General features: G+C 66.8%; 21 protein-coding genes. 12 read left to right on the forward strand and 9 right to left on the reverse strand.

Annotation, left to right across the window (positions count from 1 at the left end):
* Positions 1-9 precede the first annotated feature (9 nt).
* Positions 10-1578, forward strand: coding sequence for an MFS transporter (locus tag M2390_RS09950; protein WP_259178411.1), 1569 nt, complete (start codon positions 10-12; stop codon positions 1576-1578).
* 51 nt (positions 1579-1629) lie between these two features.
* The gene (locus M2390_RS09955) at positions 1630-1791 is read left to right on the forward strand and encodes a hypothetical protein (RefSeq protein WP_259178415.1); all 162 of its coding nucleotides are present in this window, start codon (positions 1630-1632) and stop codon (positions 1789-1791) included.
* A 76-nt stretch (positions 1792-1867) separates the two neighbouring features.
* Here M2390_RS09955 and M2390_RS09960 read toward each other — a convergent pair whose 3' ends face one another.
* From M2390_RS09960 to M2390_RS09970, 3 genes are all read right to left on the reverse strand, one after another.
* The gene (locus M2390_RS09960; RefSeq protein ID WP_259178418.1) at positions 1868-2053 is read right to left on the reverse strand and encodes a hypothetical protein; all 186 of its coding nucleotides are present in this window, start codon (positions 2051-2053) and stop codon (positions 1868-1870) included.
* A 102-nt stretch (positions 2054-2155) separates the two neighbouring features.
* Positions 2156-2458 carry a hypothetical protein gene (locus M2390_RS09965; RefSeq protein ID WP_030149032.1) on the reverse strand — a complete coding sequence of 101 codons (303 nt, stop codon included), beginning with the start codon at positions 2456-2458 and terminating at the stop codon, positions 2156-2158.
* 133 nt (positions 2459-2591) lie between these two features.
* On the reverse strand, positions 2592-4031 hold the full coding sequence (locus tag M2390_RS09970; RefSeq protein WP_030149033.1) for an NAD(P)H-quinone dehydrogenase: 1440 nt from the start codon (positions 4029-4031) through the stop codon (positions 2592-2594).
* Positions 4032-4127: 96 nt separating this feature from the next.
* On the opposite strand from M2390_RS09970, the gene M2390_RS09975 reads away from it, so the two are divergent.
* A complete protein-coding gene (locus tag M2390_RS09975) occupies positions 4128-4961 on the forward strand; it encodes a purine-nucleoside phosphorylase (protein WP_259178423.1) in 834 nt (277 codons plus the stop codon).
* Between the two features lie 157 nt (positions 4962-5118).
* Positions 5119-6807, forward strand: a complete 1689-nt coding sequence (locus tag M2390_RS09980; RefSeq protein ID WP_259178424.1) for a phospho-sugar mutase — start codon at positions 5119-5121, stop codon at positions 6805-6807.
* Positions 6808-6864: 57 nt separating this feature from the next.
* On the opposite strand, the gene M2390_RS09985 is transcribed toward M2390_RS09980, so the two are convergent.
* The 4 genes from M2390_RS09985 to M2390_RS10000 form a co-directional block, all read right to left on the reverse strand.
* Positions 6865-7137 carry a PTS sugar transporter subunit IIB gene (locus tag M2390_RS09985; RefSeq protein WP_030149036.1) on the reverse strand — a complete coding sequence of 91 codons (273 nt, stop codon included), beginning with the start codon at positions 7135-7137 and terminating at the stop codon, positions 6865-6867.
* A 15-nt stretch (positions 7138-7152) separates the two neighbouring features.
* On the reverse strand, positions 7153-7605 hold the full coding sequence (locus M2390_RS09990; protein WP_121689298.1) for a PTS sugar transporter subunit IIA: 453 nt from the start codon (positions 7603-7605) through the stop codon (positions 7153-7155).
* A gap of 82 nt (positions 7606-7687) precedes the next feature.
* Positions 7688-8812 (reverse strand): adenosine deaminase, encoded by a 1125-nt coding sequence (locus M2390_RS09995; protein ID WP_259178425.1) that lies wholly within the window; start codon positions 8810-8812, stop codon positions 7688-7690.
* A gap of 156 nt (positions 8813-8968) precedes the next feature.
* Entirely contained in the window at positions 8969-10084 is a 1116-nt protein-coding gene (locus tag M2390_RS10000; RefSeq protein ID WP_121689300.1) for a mannose-1-phosphate guanylyltransferase, read from the reverse strand.
* Between the two features lie 281 nt (positions 10085-10365).
* On the opposite strand from M2390_RS10000, the gene sdhC reads away from it, so the two are divergent.
* The 6 genes from sdhC to M2390_RS10030 all read left to right on the forward strand — a co-directional run bounded on the left by sdhC (position 10366) and on the right by M2390_RS10030 (position 14876).
* Complete coding sequence (gene sdhC, locus M2390_RS10005) at positions 10366-10785, forward strand: succinate dehydrogenase, cytochrome b556 subunit (protein ID WP_259178430.1); 420 nt, start codon at positions 10366-10368, stop codon at positions 10783-10785.
* A 10-nt stretch (positions 10786-10795) separates the two neighbouring features.
* Entirely contained in the window at positions 10796-11242 is a 447-nt protein-coding gene (locus M2390_RS10010; RefSeq protein ID WP_030149041.1) for a succinate dehydrogenase hydrophobic membrane anchor subunit, read from the forward strand.
* Between the two features lie 40 nt (positions 11243-11282).
* Positions 11283-13085: a succinate dehydrogenase flavoprotein subunit gene (gene sdhA / locus M2390_RS10015; protein WP_259178432.1), complete on the forward strand. Its 1803-nt coding sequence runs from the start codon at positions 11283-11285 to the stop codon at positions 13083-13085.
* A 2-nt stretch (positions 13086-13087) separates the two neighbouring features.
* A complete protein-coding gene (locus tag M2390_RS10020; protein WP_030149043.1) occupies positions 13088-13849 on the forward strand; it encodes a succinate dehydrogenase iron-sulfur subunit in 762 nt (253 codons plus the stop codon).
* Between the two features lie 120 nt (positions 13850-13969).
* Positions 13970-14425: a hypothetical protein gene (locus tag M2390_RS10025; protein ID WP_259178433.1), complete on the forward strand. Its 456-nt coding sequence runs from the start codon at positions 13970-13972 to the stop codon at positions 14423-14425.
* A gap of 40 nt (positions 14426-14465) precedes the next feature.
* A complete protein-coding gene (locus M2390_RS10030) occupies positions 14466-14876 on the forward strand; it encodes a VOC family protein (RefSeq protein ID WP_259178435.1) in 411 nt (136 codons plus the stop codon).
* 59 nt (positions 14877-14935) lie between these two features.
* On the opposite strand, the gene M2390_RS10035 is transcribed toward M2390_RS10030, so the two are convergent.
* Positions 14936-15781: a DUF4190 domain-containing protein gene (locus M2390_RS10035; protein WP_259178437.1), complete on the reverse strand. Its 846-nt coding sequence runs from the start codon at positions 15779-15781 to the stop codon at positions 14936-14938.
* An 81-nt stretch (positions 15782-15862) separates the two neighbouring features.
* Entirely contained in the window at positions 15863-17503 is a 1641-nt protein-coding gene (gene ptsP / locus M2390_RS10040) for a phosphoenolpyruvate--protein phosphotransferase (RefSeq protein WP_259178438.1), read from the reverse strand.
* A 134-nt stretch (positions 17504-17637) separates the two neighbouring features.
* On the opposite strand from ptsP, the gene M2390_RS10045 reads away from it, so the two are divergent.
* Positions 17638-18861 carry a YihY/virulence factor BrkB family protein gene (locus tag M2390_RS10045; RefSeq protein WP_259178440.1) on the forward strand — a complete coding sequence of 408 codons (1224 nt, stop codon included), beginning with the start codon at positions 17638-17640 and terminating at the stop codon, positions 18859-18861.
* A gap of 69 nt (positions 18862-18930) precedes the next feature.
* Positions 18931-19779, forward strand: coding sequence for an exodeoxyribonuclease III (locus M2390_RS10050; protein WP_030149049.1), 849 nt, complete (start codon positions 18931-18933; stop codon positions 19777-19779).

Consider the following 19779-nt stretch of genomic DNA (forward strand, 5'->3'; position numbering starts at 1 on the left):
GTTCCCACCGTGTCGACTACGATTCGACGTCCACTCACGCTCATCTTCCTGATCCTCGCCATCGCCTCCGCGGCCATGTCGATGCTTCAGTCGCTGCTGAACCCCGCGCTCCCGCTGATCCAGCAGGAGCTCCACACCACCCAGACCGCGACCACCTGGATCCTGACCGCCTGGGCCCTCTCGGCCGCGGCCAGCACCCCGCTGGTCGGCCGGATGGGTGACCTGTTTGGCAAGAAGCGCACCATCCTCTTCGCCCTCGGCGCAATCGTGGCCGGAAGCATCCTGGCCACCTTCGCCCCGAGCATCGGACTGCTGCTGGCCGGCCGCGTGCTCCAGGGCCTCGGCGGTGCGGTCTTCCCGCTGGCCTTCGGTCTGATCCGCGAAAACTTCCCCGCCGCCCGCGTGGCCGGCGCCGTCGGCATCATGTCCTCGGTGATCGCCGTGGGTGGCGGCCTGGGCAGTGTCCTCGCCGGCCCGATCGTCGACGCACTGGGCTGGCGCGCGCTGTTCTGGCTGCCCGCCGCGGTGGTGGCGATCGTGGCCATCGGTGCCGCGTTTGTCCTGCCCGAGTCCGAATCCCGTCCCGGCGGACGACTGCGCCCGCTCGGTGCGGTGCTGCTGGCCGGGTGGCTGGTCGCCCTGCTGCTGCCGCTGTCCAATGGCTCGCGCTGGGGATGGGCCTCACCGCTCACCATCGGCCTGTTTGTCCTGGCCGCGCTGCTGATGCTGGTGTGGATCCGTGTGGAGGCCACCTCCCCCACCCCGATCGTCGATATGAAGATGATGCGTCTGCCCGCCGTATGGACCACCAACCTGGTGGCCTTCCTGTTTGGCGCCGGCATGTTCGCGATGATCACCTTCGTCCCGCAGTACGTCCAGACCAGCCCCGCCCAGGGCTACGGCTTCGGGGCCTCGGTCACCCTGGCCGGCCTGGTCATCCTGCCGATGACCGTGGGTATGGCGGTCGGTGGTGCCTTCAGCGCCCCGCTGACCCGCCTACTCGGCTACCGCATCCAGCTGATGACCGCGAGCGCGATGGGCGCGATCGGTTCCGCCCTGATCGTGATTGAGCACTTCGCGCTGTGGCAGATCGCCCTGGCCTGTGGCATCTACGGCCTGGGTCTCGGGATCGCCTATGCCGCACTCACCAACGTGATCGTGAACGCGGTTCCCGCCCACCAGACCGGCGTGGCCACCGGCATGAACACCAACATTCGCACCGTGGGTGGTGCCGTGGGCACCGCGATCTTCGGGGCGATTGTCACCTCGACCGCGGGGGTGGCCGGACTGCCCACCGCCGCGGGCTACACCGGGGCGTTTGTCTTCATCACGATCACCGGGATCGCCGCCACCGCGGCCGCCGCACTGATTCCCGGCCGCCGTCCCGCACGTGAGGCATCCGATCCCAAGACCACGGTCGAAACCGCGGCACCCACCCACGCCGAGGCCCTGGAAGCCGAGGCCTCGGTGGTCATCGCCGCGGCCGGCGCCGCCCTTCCCGCCGACGAAATTCCCGCGGACATCGAATCCGACCTCGATGCCGCCCCCACACTCCGCGACGGTATCTCCGCGCGGTAACCCGGGCCGATTCTGGCCCACACTCGATTCCGAAGGGAGCATCTACACACGATGATCACAACAGCCCTCCGCCTAGGCGAGGCCGTTCGCGGCCTCTGGAACGACATGCGCGACTCGGCCTATCTGCGCCGCGCACTCCGCGAAACCGATTCCCCGCTGGAATCCGCGGACGACTCGGTACCCCTTAAACCGGGCACCCTCTGCATCGCATAACGGATCAAGCGCCCCTCCCGGCGTGACCCCGTGACACCCAAAAGGCCCGGATCCTCACGGATCCGGGCCTTCGTCGCTACTGGGTGTTCTGGGTGGACGCGGGGGTGTGCGCGTCGGGATCATCCACGTGGGTGGCCGCGCCATATTCGGTGGCACCGCCCTCGTCGGTCCAGTCGCTCCCGGTCTGATCGCTGTGTGCCGGATCCGATACGTGATCGTGTTCGGCGGGTTTTCCGTTGGTGCCCTCGGTCTGTGCGTTCATAACACTCCTCTCGCGGTTCACGGCCCCGGATCCCAAGCGGCAGGACCCGAGGTTTGTCCCGACACACTACCGCGCTCGGGCACCGATTGCGAGCCCGGGACGCTACGGATGCGGCCCGACCCCGAGCACGGTGATCTCCCCCTCCCCCGGCCCGTAGCGCCACAGCAGTCGCCAGGCCGAGGGGGTGTGGTGCTCAACATAGGATCCAAACACCCCGACCCCGTCCTCATCGTTGACCGCGACGTGCTTATGGCTGCGCAGCGAGGGATACAGCGGATCGTTGGCGAGCTTCTCCAGGGCTAGCTCGACCCGGCGACGCTTCTTGCGCATGGATGGACTGCCGCGCAGGTCCTCCAGGGCGCGCCGGCACCCCTCGGAGTATCGGAGTTCAAATTTCTGGGCCATCGGGGCCTCCTCACACTGGTGTGAGAAAAGCGTGCGCCGCCACGATGAGTAATACCGGGATGGCGAGAAAATCCGCGAAAAACAGCGGGTCTCGCCCGCGGACAACGCGGACGGGACCCCATAAAACCCGAGGCTAGCCGACGCGGTGCATCGCCTTGGCCGCGTCGGTGATCGAGCCCACCAGCGACGGATACACGGCAAAGGCCGCCGCCACCTGGTCCACCGTCAGGCGGTGCTCCACGGCCAGCGCGAGCGGGAAGACCAGCTCGGAGGCCTTGGGGGCCACGATCACGCCACCCAGCACGGCACCGGAACCGACGCTGGCAAACAGCTTCACGAAGCCATCCTTGATGCCCATCATCTTGGCGCGCGGGTTGTGGGCCAGCGGCAGCTTATAGATTTCGCCGCGGACCTTGCCGTCCTCGATCTCCTTCTGGCTCCAGCCGACGGTTGCGATCTCCGGCTGGGTAAAGACGTTGGCGGCCACGTTGCGCAGCTCGATCGGGTTCACCGCATCGCCCTGGGAGTGATAGATCGCCGTGCGCCCCTGCATCGAGGCCACCGAGGCCAGCGGCAGGAACGTGGTGCAGTCACCGGCGGCGTAGATGTTGGGGACCGAGGTGCGGGCGACCTTGTTCACGCGGATGTGACCGGACTCGGTCATCAGCACGCCGGCCTCCTCGAGGCCGATGCCCGCGGTGTTGGGGATCGAGCCCACGGCGATCAGCGCGTGCGAGCCGGACACCGTGCGGCCATCGGAGAGCGTGGCCAGCACGCCGTCACCGTCGCGCACCACCGAGTCGGCGCGGGACTTATTCAGCACGGTCATGCCGCCGCGCTTGAATACCTTCTCGATCACCGCGGCGGCATCGGCGTCCTCGCCGGGCAGCACCTGGTCGCGGCTGGAGATCAGGGTCACGGTCGAGCCCAGGGCGCGATAGGCCGAGGCGAACTCGGCACCGGTGACACCGGACCCGACCACGATCAGGTGCTCGGGCACGGTCTTGAGGTTGTAGAGCTGGGTCCAGGTCAGGATGCGTTCGCCGTCGGGCTTGGCGGTGTCCAGGATGCGGGGGCTCGCGCCCACCGAAACAACGATGGTGTCCGCTTCGATCCGGTCAAAGTCGGCACCGGTGCCGCCGGACTCGGTCGAGGCGATGACCGCGTCGCGGCCGTCCAGGCGTCCGTGCCCGTCGATGATGGTCACGCCGGCCTCAACCAGCGACTGACGCATGTCCTCGGACTGCGCGTGCGCCATGCTCAGCAGGCGCTTATTCACCGCACCCAGGTTGACGGCCACCTCGGGCTGGATCGGCTTGCCGGTGTTCTCATCCTGCGCATAAAAACGGACCCCGAGATCACTCGCGGTCCGAATGGCGGTGGTTGCCTCGGCGGTGGCAATCAGCGATTTGGAGGGGACAACATCGGAGATGACGGCGGATCCGCCGACGCCGATCCGCTCGATCAGGGTCACCTCCGCGCCGAGCTGTGCGCCGGCCAGGGCTGCCTCGTAGCCGCCCGGGCCGCCACCGATTACCGCAATCTTTTGGGTGCGTTCAAAGTCGTAGACCATGACCTCCATTCTTGCAGGCTTATCGGGGCGTTCAAAGTGAATTCGGCGCGCCTCGAAAACGGGCGCGATCCGGGGTCTTTGGCTAGAGTGGAAAGCATGTCAGACTCCACCACAAACCCCCTGCACGACCCGGCCGTTTCGCCGCGCGAGGTTGCCGCCGAAGCCGCCGCCCAGATCGCCGAGAAGACCGGCGTCGCCTCGCACGATATCGCGCTGACCCTCGGCTCCGGCTGGGGCAAGGCCGCGGACCTGCTCGGTGAGACCGTCGCCGAGTTCCCCGCCGAGGAGGTTGTCGGCTTCTCCAAGCCCGCGCTGCCCGGCCACGGCGGAACCCTGCGCTCGATCAAGCTGCCCAATGGCAAGCACGCGCTGGTCATCGGTGCCCGCACCCACTACTACGAGGGCCACGGCGTTCGCCGCACCGTCCACTCGGTGCGCACCGCCGCCGCCGCCGGTGCCAAGACCATGATCCTCACCAACGGTGCCGGTGGCATCAAAGAGCACTGGACCCCGGGCACCCCGGTGCTGATCAGCGACCACATCAACCTCACCGCGGACTCCCCGCTTGAGGGTGCCACCTTCGTGGACCTGACCGACCTGTACTCCGCGCGTCTGCGCGACCTGGCACGCACCATCGCCCCCGAGCTGGACGAGGGTGTGTACTGCCAGTTCCGCGGACCGCACTATGAGACCCCCGCCGAGGTGCAGATGGCCAAGACCATCGGTGGCCACATCGTGGGTATGTCCACCGCGCTGGAGGCCATCGCCGCCCGCGAGGCCGGCATGGAGATCCTGGGGATGTCCCTGATCACCAACCTGGCCGCCGGGATCTCCCCCACCGCGCTCAGCCACACCGAGGTCATCGAGGCCGGTCAGGCCGCCGAGGCCAAGATCAGCGCGCTGCTCGCGCAGATCGTCGCGGCGATCTAATCCGTTAGAGCACGCCAGGTGGCGGCGGCCCCGGGATTCCGGGCCGCCGCCACACCGCGTTAATCACCGCGCGCACACCCGGTTTTGTGGCCGATCCGGTTAGCATGGTGGACATGCAAACTGCAATGAACAGCCTGAGCCGACCCGGCGGAGCCCGATGAGCGGCGAGAATACCGGTTCCGTTCCGGTGTGCACCGACCTGCTTGAGCGCGCCGAGGCGTGGCTCGCCCAGGATCCCGATCCGGAGACCCGCGACGAGCTCTCCTCGATCTTTGAGGCCGTCCGCGGCGGCGACTCCGCCGCCCGCGCCGACCTGGCCGACCGCTTCGCCGGACGCCTGGAATTTGGCACCGCGGGCCTGCGCGGCCGCGTCGAGGCCGGATCCAACCGGATGAACCGCGTCCTGGTCTCCCAGGCCGCCGCCGGCATCGGCGCGTTCCTCAACGCGCGCGCCGGCGACACCACCCCGAGCGTCGTGATCGGCTATGACGGCCGCAAGAACTCCGACGTGTTCGCGCGCGACAGCGCCGAGCTGCTCTCGGGTGTGGGCATCCGGGTGACCCTGCTGCCGCGTCCGCTGCCCACCCCGGTGCTGGCCTTCGCCGTGCGTCAGCTGGGCACCAGCGCGGGCATCATGGTGACCGCGAGCCACAACCCGCCCGCCGATAACGGCTACAAGGTGTACCTCGGCGATGAGGATGCGGGCTCGCAGATTGTCGCCCCGGTGGATGCCGAGATCGCGACCCAGATCCTGCGCATCGCGACCGACGAGAGCGTGCTGGACCTGCCCCGCTCCCCCGAATACGCGATCGCCGATGAGGCCGTGATCGACGCGTATGTGCGCGCGACCGCCGCCCTGATTGACCAGACCCCGCAGCCGCTGCGTGTGGTCTACACCGCGATGCACGGTGTGGGCTGGGAAACCTTCGCCCGGGTGGTGACCGCCGCCGGGCTCCCCGAGCCCATCGCCGTGGCCGCCCAGCGCGACCCCGATGCCGCCTTCCCCACCGTCGCGTTCCCCAACCCCGAGGAGCCCGGCGCGCTGGATCTGGCCATCGAGACCGCGCGCGAGCACGGTGCCGACCTGATCATCGCCAACGACCCCGACGCCGACCGCTGCTCGGTCGCGATCCCCGATCCCGCGGCACCCGGTGGCTTCCGCCAGCTGACCGGTAACCAGATCGGCTGGTTGCTGGGATGGCGTGCCGCCGAGCGGGCGCGCGCCGCCGGTCGTCACGGAGCACTGGCCTGCACCATCGTGTCCTCCCCGGCCCTGGCCGAGGTTGCGCGTCAGTACCAGCTGGACTTTGCCGAAACCCTCACCGGGTTCAAGTGGGTCTCCCGCGTCCCGCACCTGCTGTTCGGCTACGAGGAGGCCATCGGCTACCTGGTCAACCCCGACACCGTGCACGATAAGGACGGCATCTCCGCCGGCCTTGCCGTGCTTGAGATCGCCGGTGCCGCCGCCGAGGAGGGACGCACCCTGGGCGACATGCTCGACGAGTTCGCGACCCGCTTCGGCTACTTCGGCAGCGACCAGCTCTCGATCCGCTTCACCAACCTGGCCCAGATCCCCGCGCTGATGGCGCGTCTGCGCGAGACCCCGCCGGCCCTGCTGGGCAGCCGGGAAATCGTCAAGATCGAAGACCTGTCGGTCGCCACCGCCGAGCGTCCGGGCACCAACGCCCTGCGCTGGGAGCTTTCCGACGGTGCACGGATCATGATTCGCCCGAGCGGCACCGAGCCCAAGGTCAAGTTCTACCTCGACGTGCGGGGCGAGGACGAGACCGTGCTGGAGAGCCTGGTCGAGATCCGCGCCGACCTCACCGAACTGGTTTCGGAATAGCCTCACACACACAACGAGCCGGGTGGATCTCTCCACCCGGCTCGTTCTGTGTTGTGGCTAGCTCAGGGCCTCTTCAAGCTTGTCGGCCAGCTCATCCAGGTCGAAGTAGTTGTTGATCACGATGATCTCCGCGTAGGTCTTGCCGATGGCCGGGACCAGCTCGGAGGAGGTGAGGATGATCTGGGCGTCGGCGGCGGCGGTCATCACCGAGGCCGCGTCGCTCGCGGTGACCGTGGCTTCCAGGCCCAGGCGAGCCAGCGCGCGTTCGGCGTTCACCTTGAGGATGCCGGATGTTCCCACCCCGGCCCCACAGATTGCAACGATGTGCATCACGGTTGACCCCCTCTATTCCGCGGCCGGAGCCCCGAGAATATCGCGCACACGCTCCGCGGTCGGGGCATCGGCCAGGGCCGGGATCGATCCGGCATCGTTGAAGACGTTGGCCAGCTCGGCCACCGTGGTGACGTGCTCCTCGGTGCCGGTGACGGCCAGACCGATGACCACGTTGACCGGGTCGTTGTGCGGGTGCCCAAACACCACGGGCTCGGCCAGGGTGACCACGGCGATGCCCGAGTTCAGCACGTCGGGTCCCGGGCGGGCGTGAGCGAGGGCCAGGCCCGGCGCGATCACCACGTAGGCGCCGAACTCCTCGATGACCTCGATCATCCGGTCGGAGTAGCTCTCGGCGGTGAAGCCGCCACGCTCAAGAGCGTTGCCGGCAAGCCGCACCGCGTCACGCCAGTCACCCGCACTGGCGTGCAGGTTGATTGCGGCGTCGGGAAGCGGGGGTAGCGGCATGAGATCCTCACTGAATCACGGGGGCGAACGGTTCGTTCTTCCAGGCTACCGGTTCCCGCCCCGAGAATCGGTAGAACGCTCGCTATGCGTCTGCCGCGGCGTCGAAACCTGCACGAATGCGCTCGGTCAGGTATTCCCGATCCTCGGTGGGCATAAACGCGGCGGCGGCCGCATTGAGCTGGAAAATCTCGAGGTCCTCGAGGTCGTATTCGAAGGCCGCCGAGAGCAGGGCCAGCTCACGGGTCAGCGAGGTTCCGGTGACCGTGCGGTTGTCCACGTTGACCGTGACCCGGAAGCCCAGCTGGTAGAGCAGGTCGAAGGGGTGGTCCTCGAGTTCGTCGCCCCAGGCGTCGATCGCCCCGGTCTGCAGGTTCGAGGACGGGCTGAGTTCGAGTGCGATCTCGCGATCATTCACCCAGTGCGCCAGCTCCCCCATCTCGACATAGACGTTGTCACCCTCGGTGCGACGCACCTCGATGTCCTCGGCCAGGCGGACGCCGTGGCCCAGGCGCAGGGCGCGTCCGTCAAACAGTGCACCCTGGATCGAGTCGAGACCGGCGGCCTCCCCCGCGTGCACGGTAACCGGGAAGTAGTGCTGGGCCAGATAGTCGAAGGCTAGGCGGTGCCGGGCGGGAGGGAAGCCGTCCTCGGCCCCGGCGATGTCGAAACCCACCACGCCGTGATCGCGATGGCGCACGGCCAGCTCGGCGATTTCCAGCGCGTTGTCCGCATGACGCATCGCGGTGAGCAGCTGCCCCACCTCGATCTCGCCCCCGGCTCGGCGCACATCGTCAACCCCGCGCTCGAGACCCTGCTGCACGGCCTCAACCGCGCGGTCCAGGCTCAGCCCGCCCCGCAGGTGCTGCTCGGGTGCCCAGCGAATCTCGGCGTAGATCACACCGTCGTCGGCCAGGTCATGGACAAACTCGCGGGCGACCCGGGCCAGCGCATCCGCCGTCTGCAGGACGGCGATGGCCAGGTCGAAGGTCTTCAGGTACGCGGGCAGACTGCCGGCGCTAGCCTGGTCGATAAACCATTCGGCGAGTTCCTCGGCGGTGTTGGCGGGAGCCTCCAGGCCGGCCGCGGCGGCCAGGTCCAGGATGGTCTGAGGGCGCAGTCCACCGTCAAGGTGGTCGTGCAGCGACACCTTGGGCAGGGCCCGCAGGTTGATGCCACCGGGCAGCGTGTAGTTATCCGAGGTACTCACCCGGCAAAGTCTACCCGCGACCCTCGCGAAACGACAGGGTAAATCCAATGCCGTTCATACACTCGTCATCAGGCGACAAATTTGTTGCTATATCAGCGGTTTTAGATACCACAAAGCCCGGGAATTCCGAGTGAGAATTCGCGGGCTTCGAGGGGTCTAGAGCAGGTCGTTGCGACCGGAGATCTTCAGCGCATCCACCACGGATTTCACCCGCTGGGCATGCTCGCTGGTGGTGACCAAGAGTGCGTCCGGGGTATCCACCACCACGATGTTCTTGACACCGATCAGGCTGATCACGCGGTCCGTCTCGGACACCACGATGCCGCTGGAGGCATCCGCCAGCACGCGTGCATTTTCGCCCAGGATCGCCAGATCGCCACCGGCACCGCCGGTGTTGAGCTTGGCCAGCGAGGCGAAGTCGCCCACATCGTCCCACTTAAAGGCACCGGGGATCACCGCGAGGCGACCGGCAGCGGCGGCCGGCTCGGCAACCGAGTAGTCGATCGCGATCTTCTTGAGCGTGGGCCAAATCCGGTCCACCGCGGGGCCGCGGGTTGCCGGGTCATCCCAGGCGGCGGCGAGCTCCACAATCGAGGCGCGCAGCTCGGGCTGGTTACGGCCCAGCTCCTCCAGCAGCACATCGGCACGGGTAATGAACATGCCCGCATTCCAGAGGTAACCGCCGTCGGCCAGGTAGCTCTGCGCGGTAGGCAGGTCGGGCTTCTCCACGAAGCACTCCACCGCGCGGGCGCTGTCGGCACCGGTGATGTTGAGGTCATCGGCCACCTTGATATAGCCAAAGCCCACGGCCGGCTCGGTCGGGGTGATCCCGATGGTCGCGATAAATCCGGCATCGGCCGCAAGGACGGCCTCATTCACGGCCGCGCGGAACAGGCGATCACCGCTAATCACGTGGTCGGCCGCAAACGAACCGATGATCGCATCGGGCTCGCGGCGCACCAGGATCGCGGCGGCCAGGGCGATGGCCACGGTCGAATCCCGAGGATCGGCCTCGAGGACGATGTTCTGATCCGCAAGCCCGGGCAGCTGCTCCTCCACGGCCGCGCGGTGCGCGCGCCCGGTGACCACCATGATGCGCTGGTCGCCGGCGATCGGCGCCAGCCGATCCCAGGTCGCCCGCAGCAGGGTCGAGCCGGAGCCGGTGAGGTCGTGCAGGAACTTTGGTGCATCCGCGCGGGACAGCGGCCACAGTCGTGAGCCGACACCCCCGGCCGGAATCACGCTAAAAAAGCGGTCGAGTGCGGGTTTCATGTCTCCAGGGTAGTCGGCGCAAGCTGAGAGGAGTGGGCGACCCGGCGCACAACGCCGCAATCGCGCCCGGGCGTCGGCGAGTGTCGCGTCACCCAGACAACAAATTTCACGGGATTTCCCGGTGAACGACCGGTTTCGGACAGCGAATATCTCGAGGCACTAAGGGTCGCCTAAGCGGTAACCGACTGATTGTCGACATAGGATGTGCATAGCGCCTAAAAGACGCACGACGGCTCGTGTGGCTGTCGACCGAGGCTTCGACGATTATGGGAGGGCTGTTCGTGTCAGTGCAGACTGCAGGGACTCCACCGAAGGCATCAAAAAAGAAACCGCGTCCCGCGGGTACGCTGTACCGCGGTCACGAGGGCATGTGGTCATGGGTTTTCCACCGCATAACCGGCGTCGCGATCTTCTTCTTCCTGCTGGTTCACGTCCTGGATACCGCGCTGGTGCGTGTATCCCCCGAGGCGTATGACGCGGTGATCGGCACCTATCAGACCCCGATCATGGGTATTGGCGAGGTCGGCCTGGTCGCCGCAATCGTCTTCCACGCCTTCAACGGCCTGCGAATCATCCTGGTGGACTTCTGGTCCAAGGGAACCCGCTACCAGAAGCTCATGTTCTGGATCGTGATCGCCCTCTGGGTCATCACCATGCTCGCCTTTGTGCCGCGGCACCTGACCAACGTGTTCAGCCACTAGGAGGCCCGCCATGACTACTACCGAAATCGCGGCTCCCCGCTCCCCCCGCACCCGTGGAAACGGCACCAACTGGGAAAAATGGGGCTGGCTCTACATGCGTGTCTCCGGCGTTGTGCTGGTGGTACTGATCTTTGGTCACCTGTTTGTGAACCTCTGGCAGGGCACCGGCGTCTCCGCCATCAACTTCGCCTTCGTGGCCGGCAAGTGGGCCGACCCGTTCTGGCAGTGGTGGGACGTCATCATGCTGTGGCTCGCGCTGATCCACGGCGGCAACGGCATGCGCACCATCGTCAACGACTACGCCCGCGGACGCACCACCCGCGGCATCCTGAAGATCGCCATCCTGGCGGCCGTCGCGATCCTGATCATCCTCGGCACGCTCGTGGTCTTCACGTTTGACCCCTGCATCGGAAACCCCTCCTCCGATGCCCTGATTCAGCTCTGCGCCGCGCACTAGCGACCGCGGACACCCAACGATCAACACATTGGAAAATTCTGTGACGAACAGCACCCAGGGATCCACCATCGTAGGCGGCGTCCACTACCACCAGTTCGACATCGTGATCATCGGTGCCGGCGGTGCCGGAATGCGGGCGGCCATCGAGGCCGGTCCGAATGCCAAGACCGCCGTCATCTCCAAGCTCTACCCGACCCGCTCGCACACCGGTGCGGCCCAGGGTGGCATGGCCGCCGCCCTCGCTAACGTCGAGGAAGACTCGTGGGAGTGGCACACCTTTGACACGATCAAGGGTGGCGACTACCTGGTTGACCAGGACGCCGCCGAGATCCTGGCCAAGGAGGCCATCGACGCGGTCATCGACCTCGAGAACATGGGTCTGCCCTTCAACCGCACCCCCGAGGGCAAGATCGACCAGCGTCGCTTTGGCGGTCACACCCGCGACCACGGTAAGGCACCGGTTCGCCGAGCCTGCTACGCGGCCGACCGCACCGGCCACATGATCCTGCAGACCCTGTACCAAAACTGCGTCAAGCACGGCATCAACTTCTTCAACGAGTTCTACGTCCTCGACCTCATCATGACCGAGGTGGACGGCGTCAAGCAGCCCTCGGGCGTTGTCGCCTACGACCTCTCCACCGGCGAGCTGCACGTCTTCCAGGCCAAGGCCATGATCTTCGCCACCGGTGGCTTCGGCAAGATCTACAAGACCACCTCCAACGCCCACACCCTCACCGGTGACGGCGTCGGCATCGTCTGGCGCAAGGGCTTGCCGCTGGAGGACATGGAGTTCTTCCAGTTCCACCCGACCGGCCTGGCCGGCCTCGGCATCCTCCTCACCGAGGGTGCCCGCGGTGAGGGTGCGATCCTGCGTAACGCCTCGGGTGAGCGCTTTATGGAGCGCTACGCCCCCACCATCAAGGACCTCGCCCCGCGTGACATCGTCGCCCGCTGCATGGTCCAGGAGGTGGCCGAGGGCCGCGGTGCCGGACCGCACAAGGACTACGTGTACCTCGACTGCACCCACCTGGGTGCCGAGGTCCTGGAGACCAAGCTGCCCGACATCACCGAGTTCGCCCGCACCTACCTGGGTGTCGACCCGGTGACCGAGCCCGTCCCGGTGATGCCGACCGCCCACTACGCCATGGGTGGAATCCCCACCAATGTCAAGGCCGAGGTGCTGCGCGACAACACCACCGTGGTTCCGGGCCTGTACGCCGCCGGCGAGTGCGCCTGCGTGTCCGTGCACGGCTCCAACCGACTGGGCACCAACTCGCTGCTCGACATCAACGTGTTTGGTAAGCGCGCCGGAAACAACGCCGTCGAGTACGTCAAGACCGCCGAGTTCGTGCCGCTGCCCGAGGACCCCGCCAAGGAGGTGCGCGAGCTGCTCGAGCAGGTCCGCACCGGAACCGGCACCGAGCGCGTGGCCGTCCTGCGCAAGGAGCTGCAGGACCACATGGACCGCGGCGCCCAGGTGTTCCGCACCGACGAGTCCCTCGCCGAGGTCACCGAGACCATCCACCAGCTGCGCGAGCGCTACAAGAACATCAGCGTCCAGGACAAGGGCAAGCGGTTCAACACCGACCTGCTCGAAGCCATCGAGCTGGGCTTCCTGCTCGACCTCGCCGAGGTGGTTGTCTTCTCCGCCCGGAACCGCAAGGAGAGCCGCGGCGGCCACATGCGCGACGACTATCCCAAGCGCGACGACGAAAACTACATGCAGCACACCATGGCGTACCTGAGCGGGGACCCGCACTCCGCCGACGCCGGTGACCACATCACGCTGGACTGGAAGCCCGTGGTCATTACCCGTTACCAGCCGATGGAAAGGAAGTACTAATCGTGGCTACCGCTACCGCCGAGAAGCCGCCGGCAGCCGCCGATGCGGTCCCGTCCTTCACCGTCACCCTGATCATCCGCCGGTTCGACCCGGAGGTTGACGAGGAGCCGCGCTGGCAGGACTACGACGTGGAGCTCTACGGCACCGACCGTGTGCTCGACGCCCTGCACAAGATCAAGTGGGAGCAGGACGGGTCGCTGACCTTCCGCCGCTCCTGCGCCCACGGCATCTGCGGCTCGGATGCGATGCGCATCAACGGCCGCAACCGCCTGGCCTGCAAGACCCTGATCAAGGACCTCGACATCTCGAAGCCCATCTACGTGGAGGCCATCAAGGGCCTGCCGCTGGAGAAGGACCTCGTGGTCGACATGGAGCCCTTCTTCGAGTCCTTCCGTGAGGTGCAGCCCTTCCTGCAGGCCAACAGCACCCCCGGCACCGGCAAGGAGCGTGTGCAGTCGGTGGCCGACCGCGCCCGCTTCGACGACACCACCAAGTGCATCCTGTGCGCCGCGTGTACCTCGTCCTGCCCGGTGTTCTGGACCGACGGCCAGTACTTCGGCCCGGCCGCGATCGTGAATGCCCACCGCTTCATCTTCGACTCCCGCGACGACCAGGCCAAGGTTCGCCTCGACATCCTCAACGACAAGGAGGGTGTGTGGCGCTGCCGCACCACCTTCAACTGCTCCGAGGCCTGCCCCCGTGGCATCCAGGTGACCCAGGCCATCGCCGAGGTCAAGTCGGCGATCATGCGCGGCAAGCCGTAAGAAGTACCCAAAAGGCCCCGATCCTGCGGATCGGGGCCTTTTGCGTTAGGTCTTGGTGATCGCCCCCTCACGCATGGGCACCGCCGAACATCGCTAGGCTAGGGGGAACGAAAGGGAGTCATGACCGCCGCCTCCGCGCACCGCAAGAACCTCGTTCCCCGTGTGATTGTGCTGGCACTGCTGCTGTGGGGCATCCTCTGCGTCGCGCTGCCGGGCCCGGTTCCGATTCAGTTTGGCAACGCCGACGCTCCCGCAGCCGGTGGCGTATCGAGCTGGTTTGTGGCCATTGCGATGGCGCTGATCATGCTGGTCACCGTCTGGGCGTTTCGGAGCGGACACGCAACCCGCACCCCGGATCAGCGCCGCGGGGATCTGGCGGCCCTGCTGATCGCCCAGAGCCTGTTTGGGTATTCACTAGTGGCCGCGGGGTCGATCCCCGCCGCCGATCTGCCGGTGTCCTGGCTGCCGCTGGCCGTGGCCATCGTGGCGGCCACCGCCGGGTACTTCATCACCCACCGCATCGTCGATCACAATCCGGAGATTAACCCTTTCGAGTCGGCCGAATCGGGTTCATAATCGAATCAGCGCATAACGCGCATGATCGAGAGGACCAACGATGACCGTCTCCCTGAATCCCTACATTAATTTTCGCGGCGAGGGTCGCGCGGCACTCGAGTTTTATCACGGAATCTTCGGTGGTGAGCTGACCGTCTCGACCTTCGGCGAGGCAGGTATGCCCGTGGACCCCGCCGATGCCAACCTGATCATGCACGGCATGATCGTTTCCCCCTCGGGCTTGACCCTCATGGTTTCCGATACCCCGAGCTATATGGAACTCACCGTGGGTGACAACGTCTCGGTCTCGCTCTCGGGCCCGGATGAGGCGGAGCTGCGTGGTTACTGGGAGGGTTTGCTGCCCGGTGCGAACGTGCAGGCACCGCTGGAAACCGCACCGTGGGGTGACACCTTCGGCATGCTGGTGGATTCCTTTGGCATCGGCTGGCTGGTCAACATCACCGCGCGGTAAACGCCGAGAAAAACAGAGCGGCCCATCCTCATCGAGGATGGGCCGCTCTGTTGTGCGTCCTAGAAAATCGCGACGCCGACACCGGCGTGGTTCAGGCCGGCGTTGACCAGCAGCGCACCCTGGTCGTTGTCGGGAATCTCAAGCGCGATGTTGCCGGTGACACTCTGTCCGGGGGCCAGGGTCTCTTCCAACGGCAGCTGGGGGGCCGGGCCGAAACCGAAGCTGTCCTCGAGCTCGATGACGGTTCCCGCGGAAGTTACGTAGCGAACGCCCACCTCGAACGGGGTGCCCTCGGCGGTGCCGGTGTAGGTGATGGTGTAGTTGACCACCGCATAGCTGTTACCGGCCGTGGGTTCGGCATTCTCGGCGTCCGCAGCCAGTACCTCGGCGGTCTGGTTCGGGGTGAAGGAGTTGATGACCACGGTGTAGCCGTCGCCCTCGATTGCGGTGCCCAGGGCGACCAGCGCGCCGGTACTCTCATCCACGCTGGTGTCCTCGTCAACGTCGGTCGGCTCCACGGAGGGCAGCAGCGAGGAGTTCGCCAGCGGACCCTCACCTCGCTGTCCCTGCTCGATCAGGGTGGCGGTAAAGATCAGCCCGACAACCAAGAGGATCACGCTGACGATCACGCCGACGCCACCGAGGATCAGGCCGGTCAGTGCGAGCCCCTTGGACTGGCGCTTCACCAGCGCAATGATGCCAAACACCACGGCGATGATACCCAGCAGGATGCTCAGCGGCGGGAAGAACGCAAAGACGACCGCAACGATGCCCAGGACCAGGGCGGTGATGGCCAGTCCGCGGCGCGAGGCGGGAACGGATGCGGGCGCAGTCTCGACGGGGGCCTGCGGCAGCGGGGCAACCGGCGGCTGCTCGGGCCGTCCAGGGAATTCAGAGTTAGTCATGATATGGCCAACAATAGCGCGTGCTATTTTGCCGCGCCGAATTTCCCTTTACCCCCCTTTCGGGGAGGGTTCTGGAGACAGCTAGGCCCCGGCCATCACCAGGCGCGCCTCGGCCGGGGTGGCGGCCGCGAGCGCACGGGAAGCCAGCAGACGCGCGTGCTCCAGGGTGTGCTGGCGCAGCTCGGTGCGCACGTCCGCGAGAGCCTCGGGGGCCATCGACAGCGAGGTTACCCCGAGTCCCACCAGGATGACCGCAAGCAGCGGGTCCGCCGCCGCTTCCCCGCACACCCCCACCGGCTTGCCCGACTGGCCGCCGGCATCTCCGATCATCCGGATTAGCCGCAGCACCGCCGGGTGCCAGGGATCCTGATAGTCGGCCAGTGCCCCCAGCTGCCGGTCGGCGGCCAGGGTGTACTGGGTGAGATCGTTGGTGCCGATCGAGACGAAGTCGGCGATGCCCAGGATCTGCGCCGCCAGGAGGGCCGCCGACGGAACCTCGGCCATGACCCCCGCGGTGCCGAGTCCCAGCTCGCGGGCCAGCAGGACAAATCTGGCGGTTTCGGCGGCATCGGCGATCATCGGAGCCATCACCCGCACGTCCGCACGGCAGCTGTCGGCGGCGATGGCGAGAGCCCGCAGCTGATCCCGGAGGATCGAATCATCGCCGCGGAACGCCCGCAACCCCCGCATGCCCAGGGCAGGGTTGGGTTCGGCGGCATCCACCGGGAGGAACGCGAGCGGCTTATCGGCGCCGGCGTCCAGCGTGCGTACGATCACGCGCCTTCCGGGGAACTCCTCGAAGATCCGCTGGTAGTGCTCCACCTGCTCGGCGATACTCGGAGCGTGGTCGGCATCGAGGAACAGCAGTTCGGTGCGAAGTAGTCCCACACCCTCGGCACCCAATTCGCGGGCGGCCGGGGCCTCATCGGCTCGGGTGATATTGGCCAGGAGGGGAATCGGGGTGTCATCGGCGAGGGTTCCGGGGCCCACCGGGACCTTAGAGCGGCGTCGACCCAGCCGGCGTCGGGCGGTCTGCACGTCCTCGGGGCTCGGGTTGAGTGTCACCGTCCCCTCGGCCGCATCCAGGAGAACCTCGGTGCCGTCCACGAGCGCGTCCACATCGCCCACACCCACCACGGCAACCAGGGCCTTGGCCCGCGCGAGGATCGCCGTATGCGAGGTGGGGCCGCCGCCGCTGGTGATCAGCCCGAGCACGCGCTCCAGGTCGAGGCCCACGGTGTCGGCCGGGGCAAGGTCGTGGGCAACCAAGATAAAGGGGGTATCCGAGTCGGGGATGCCCGGGACCGGAACACCGCGCAGGTGCGCGATCGTGCGCTGCGAGAGGTCGCCGAGGTCGGAGGCGCGCTCGGCCATATAGCCGCCCATCGAAAGCAACATCTGCTGGAACGTGTGGAACGCCTCAAAGATCGCGCGCTCGGCGGTTTTCTGTGCGGCGATCCGAGAGCGCACATCGGTTAGGAGCGAGGGATCCTGCGCCATCTGCGCCTGAGCCTCGAGTACCGCACGGGCCTCGCCGGTGGTGTGCTCGGCGTGCTGAGAGAGATCATGGGCGGTTTCGCGCAGCGCTGCCTCGGCCCGGGAGGACTCCCAGGCGGCCGTGTTGCTGCGCGGACGATCCGAGGGCTCGGGCAACGGTTCGGGCATACGCAGGACCGGTCCGGTAACCACACCGCGACCAACACCCACCCCCTGCACCCGCACCTGGTTCCCTTCGTCCGACCGCTATCTAGGGTTCAGCCTAGGCCAGGTCCGAGTCCGGCGCACATTCGGGGGTGAATCGGGCGGCGTTCCCGGGAAATCTCCGCACCCGCGAGCGCCCCCATTACAGTAGGGGCATGAGCAGTCGACCCCGCAGAGCCTCCCGAGGCCAACGCCTGGCCGAAAAGAATGCCCGAAAGGCGTCGTCCCAGCGCGAAGCCTCGCTGTCCGAAACAATCCGGAACAGCGATAACGCCCTGGTCCAGCGCTTCGAAAAGCCGCTGGAGAAGGCGGGATCGGCGGTGGACACGGTCACCCGCACCCGCGTGGTGCGCACGGTCATGCGCTACAACGAGGCCGACGGAAACCTACTCTCCTCGGGCATGAGTTTCCAGGCGGTGTTTGCGGTTTTCGCGGCGCTGTATGTGGGATTCGCGGTCGCAGGTCTCTGGCTGATCGGCAACGAGGAACTCTTCTCCAACCTCGTCCACATCATTAACAATGCGGTCCCCGGGCTGATCGGAACCAACGGCGATAGCGGCATCATCAAGGAGGACCAGATCCTCGCCATCGCCCGCGTCAACGTGTTCGGGTGGACCGGTGCGATCGCGCTGGTTGGTTTGCTCTTCACCGCGATCGCCTGGCTCTCCTCGACCCGGCAGGCCCTGCGCTCGATCTTCCACCTCCCCCGGGCCGAGGGAAACTTCTTCCTCCAGAAGGCCAAGGACCTGGGCCTCGCACTGGCCTTCGGGGTGCTGCTGGTGCTCTCTGCCGCGGCGAATATGCTCTCGACTCAGGCGGTGACCTGGGTGCTGTCGCTGATCGGGATCTCCGATGAGTCGTTCTGGGGGCGCGCGAGCGTCTCACTGATCGGTCTGGTTGCCGGTCTCCTGCTGAACTTCATCACGCTCTCGGCGCTTTACCGGGTGCTTGCCCGCATCCCGATTCCACTGCCCGACCTCTTTATGGGGTCCTTCTTCGGCGCGCTGGCCCTGACCGCGCTGAGCGTTGCCGGTGGTGCGGTGCTGGGTGGGGCGAGCCGAAACCCGCTGCTGGCGACCTTTGCCGTGTTTATCGGTCTGCTGATCTGGTTCAACTTTGTCTGTCGGGTGATCCTGATTGCCGGCGCCTGGATCGCCGAGGGCCTCGAGCGCAAGGGTGTGGTTCTGATCGAGCAGAGCGAGCGCGAGCGGCTCGAGGACCTGGCCGAGGCTCGCGAACTGATCGCGCGCACCACCTTCGATGAGGCGGTGGCCGCGGCCCGGGCGGCGCGGGGCCCGGCCAAGCTGGTGGCCCGGGCGCGCGCCGAACGGGCACGCAGGGAGCTACGGACCCTGCGCGCAGAGCGCCGCGGTCGCTAGTTTTTAGCGGTCGCATACAATCGGGGAAATGCGCCCCGGAGTGTCGCCGGTACCCGGTAAACTGGGGCCATGTCTGCCAACCCATTACGCGTTATCTCGGTCAACGTCAACGGCATCCGCGCCGCCTACCGCAAGGGTATGGGCGAGTGGCTGGAGAACTCCGGTGCCGACATTGTGGCCCTCCAGGAGGTCCGCGCCGGCGATGCCGACGTGCACAAACTGGTGGGCGAGGGCTGGCACATTCTGCACGATGAGGCCGCGGCCAAGGGCCGTGCCGGTGTAGCACTGCTCAGCCGCATCGCCCCCGTCGCCTCGCGCGCGGGCCTGGGCGGCGAGGAGACCGACAGCACCGGACGCTGGCTCGAGGGCGACTACGACTGGCACGGCACCCCGGTAACCGTGGTGTCCACCTACGTGCACTCGGGCGAGGTAGATACCCCGCGTCAGGTGTCCAAGTATGCCTTCCTGGAGGCGATGCTGGTGCGTCTGGCCGAGCTCTCGGCCCAGACCTCGCACGCCGTCGTGGTGGGTGACCTCAACGTGGGTCATCGCGAGCTCGACATCAAGAACTGGAAGGGCAACCAGAAAAACGCCGGCTTCCTGCCGCAGGAGCGCTCCTACTTCGACCGTTTCTTCGGGGCCGCAGGCACCGAGGTCACCGGCGTGGATGGCGTCACCGGCCCGGGCATCGGCCTGGTGGATGTCGGCCGCGCCTTCGCCGGCGAGGTCCCCGGCCCCTACACCTGGTGGTCCTACCGCGGTCAGGCCTTCGATAACGACGCCGGATGGCGCATCGACTACCACATGGCAACGCCCGCACTGGCTGCCACCGTTACCTCCTATGCGGTCGAGCGGGCCGCTGCGTACGACGAGCGATGGTCCGACCACGCACCCGTCACCGTCGTCTACGCACTCTAA

The organism is Mycetocola sp. BIGb0189, assembly GCF_024810155.1.
Classification (GTDB): Bacteria; Actinomycetota; Actinomycetes; order Actinomycetales; family Microbacteriaceae; genus Mycetocola; species Mycetocola lacteus.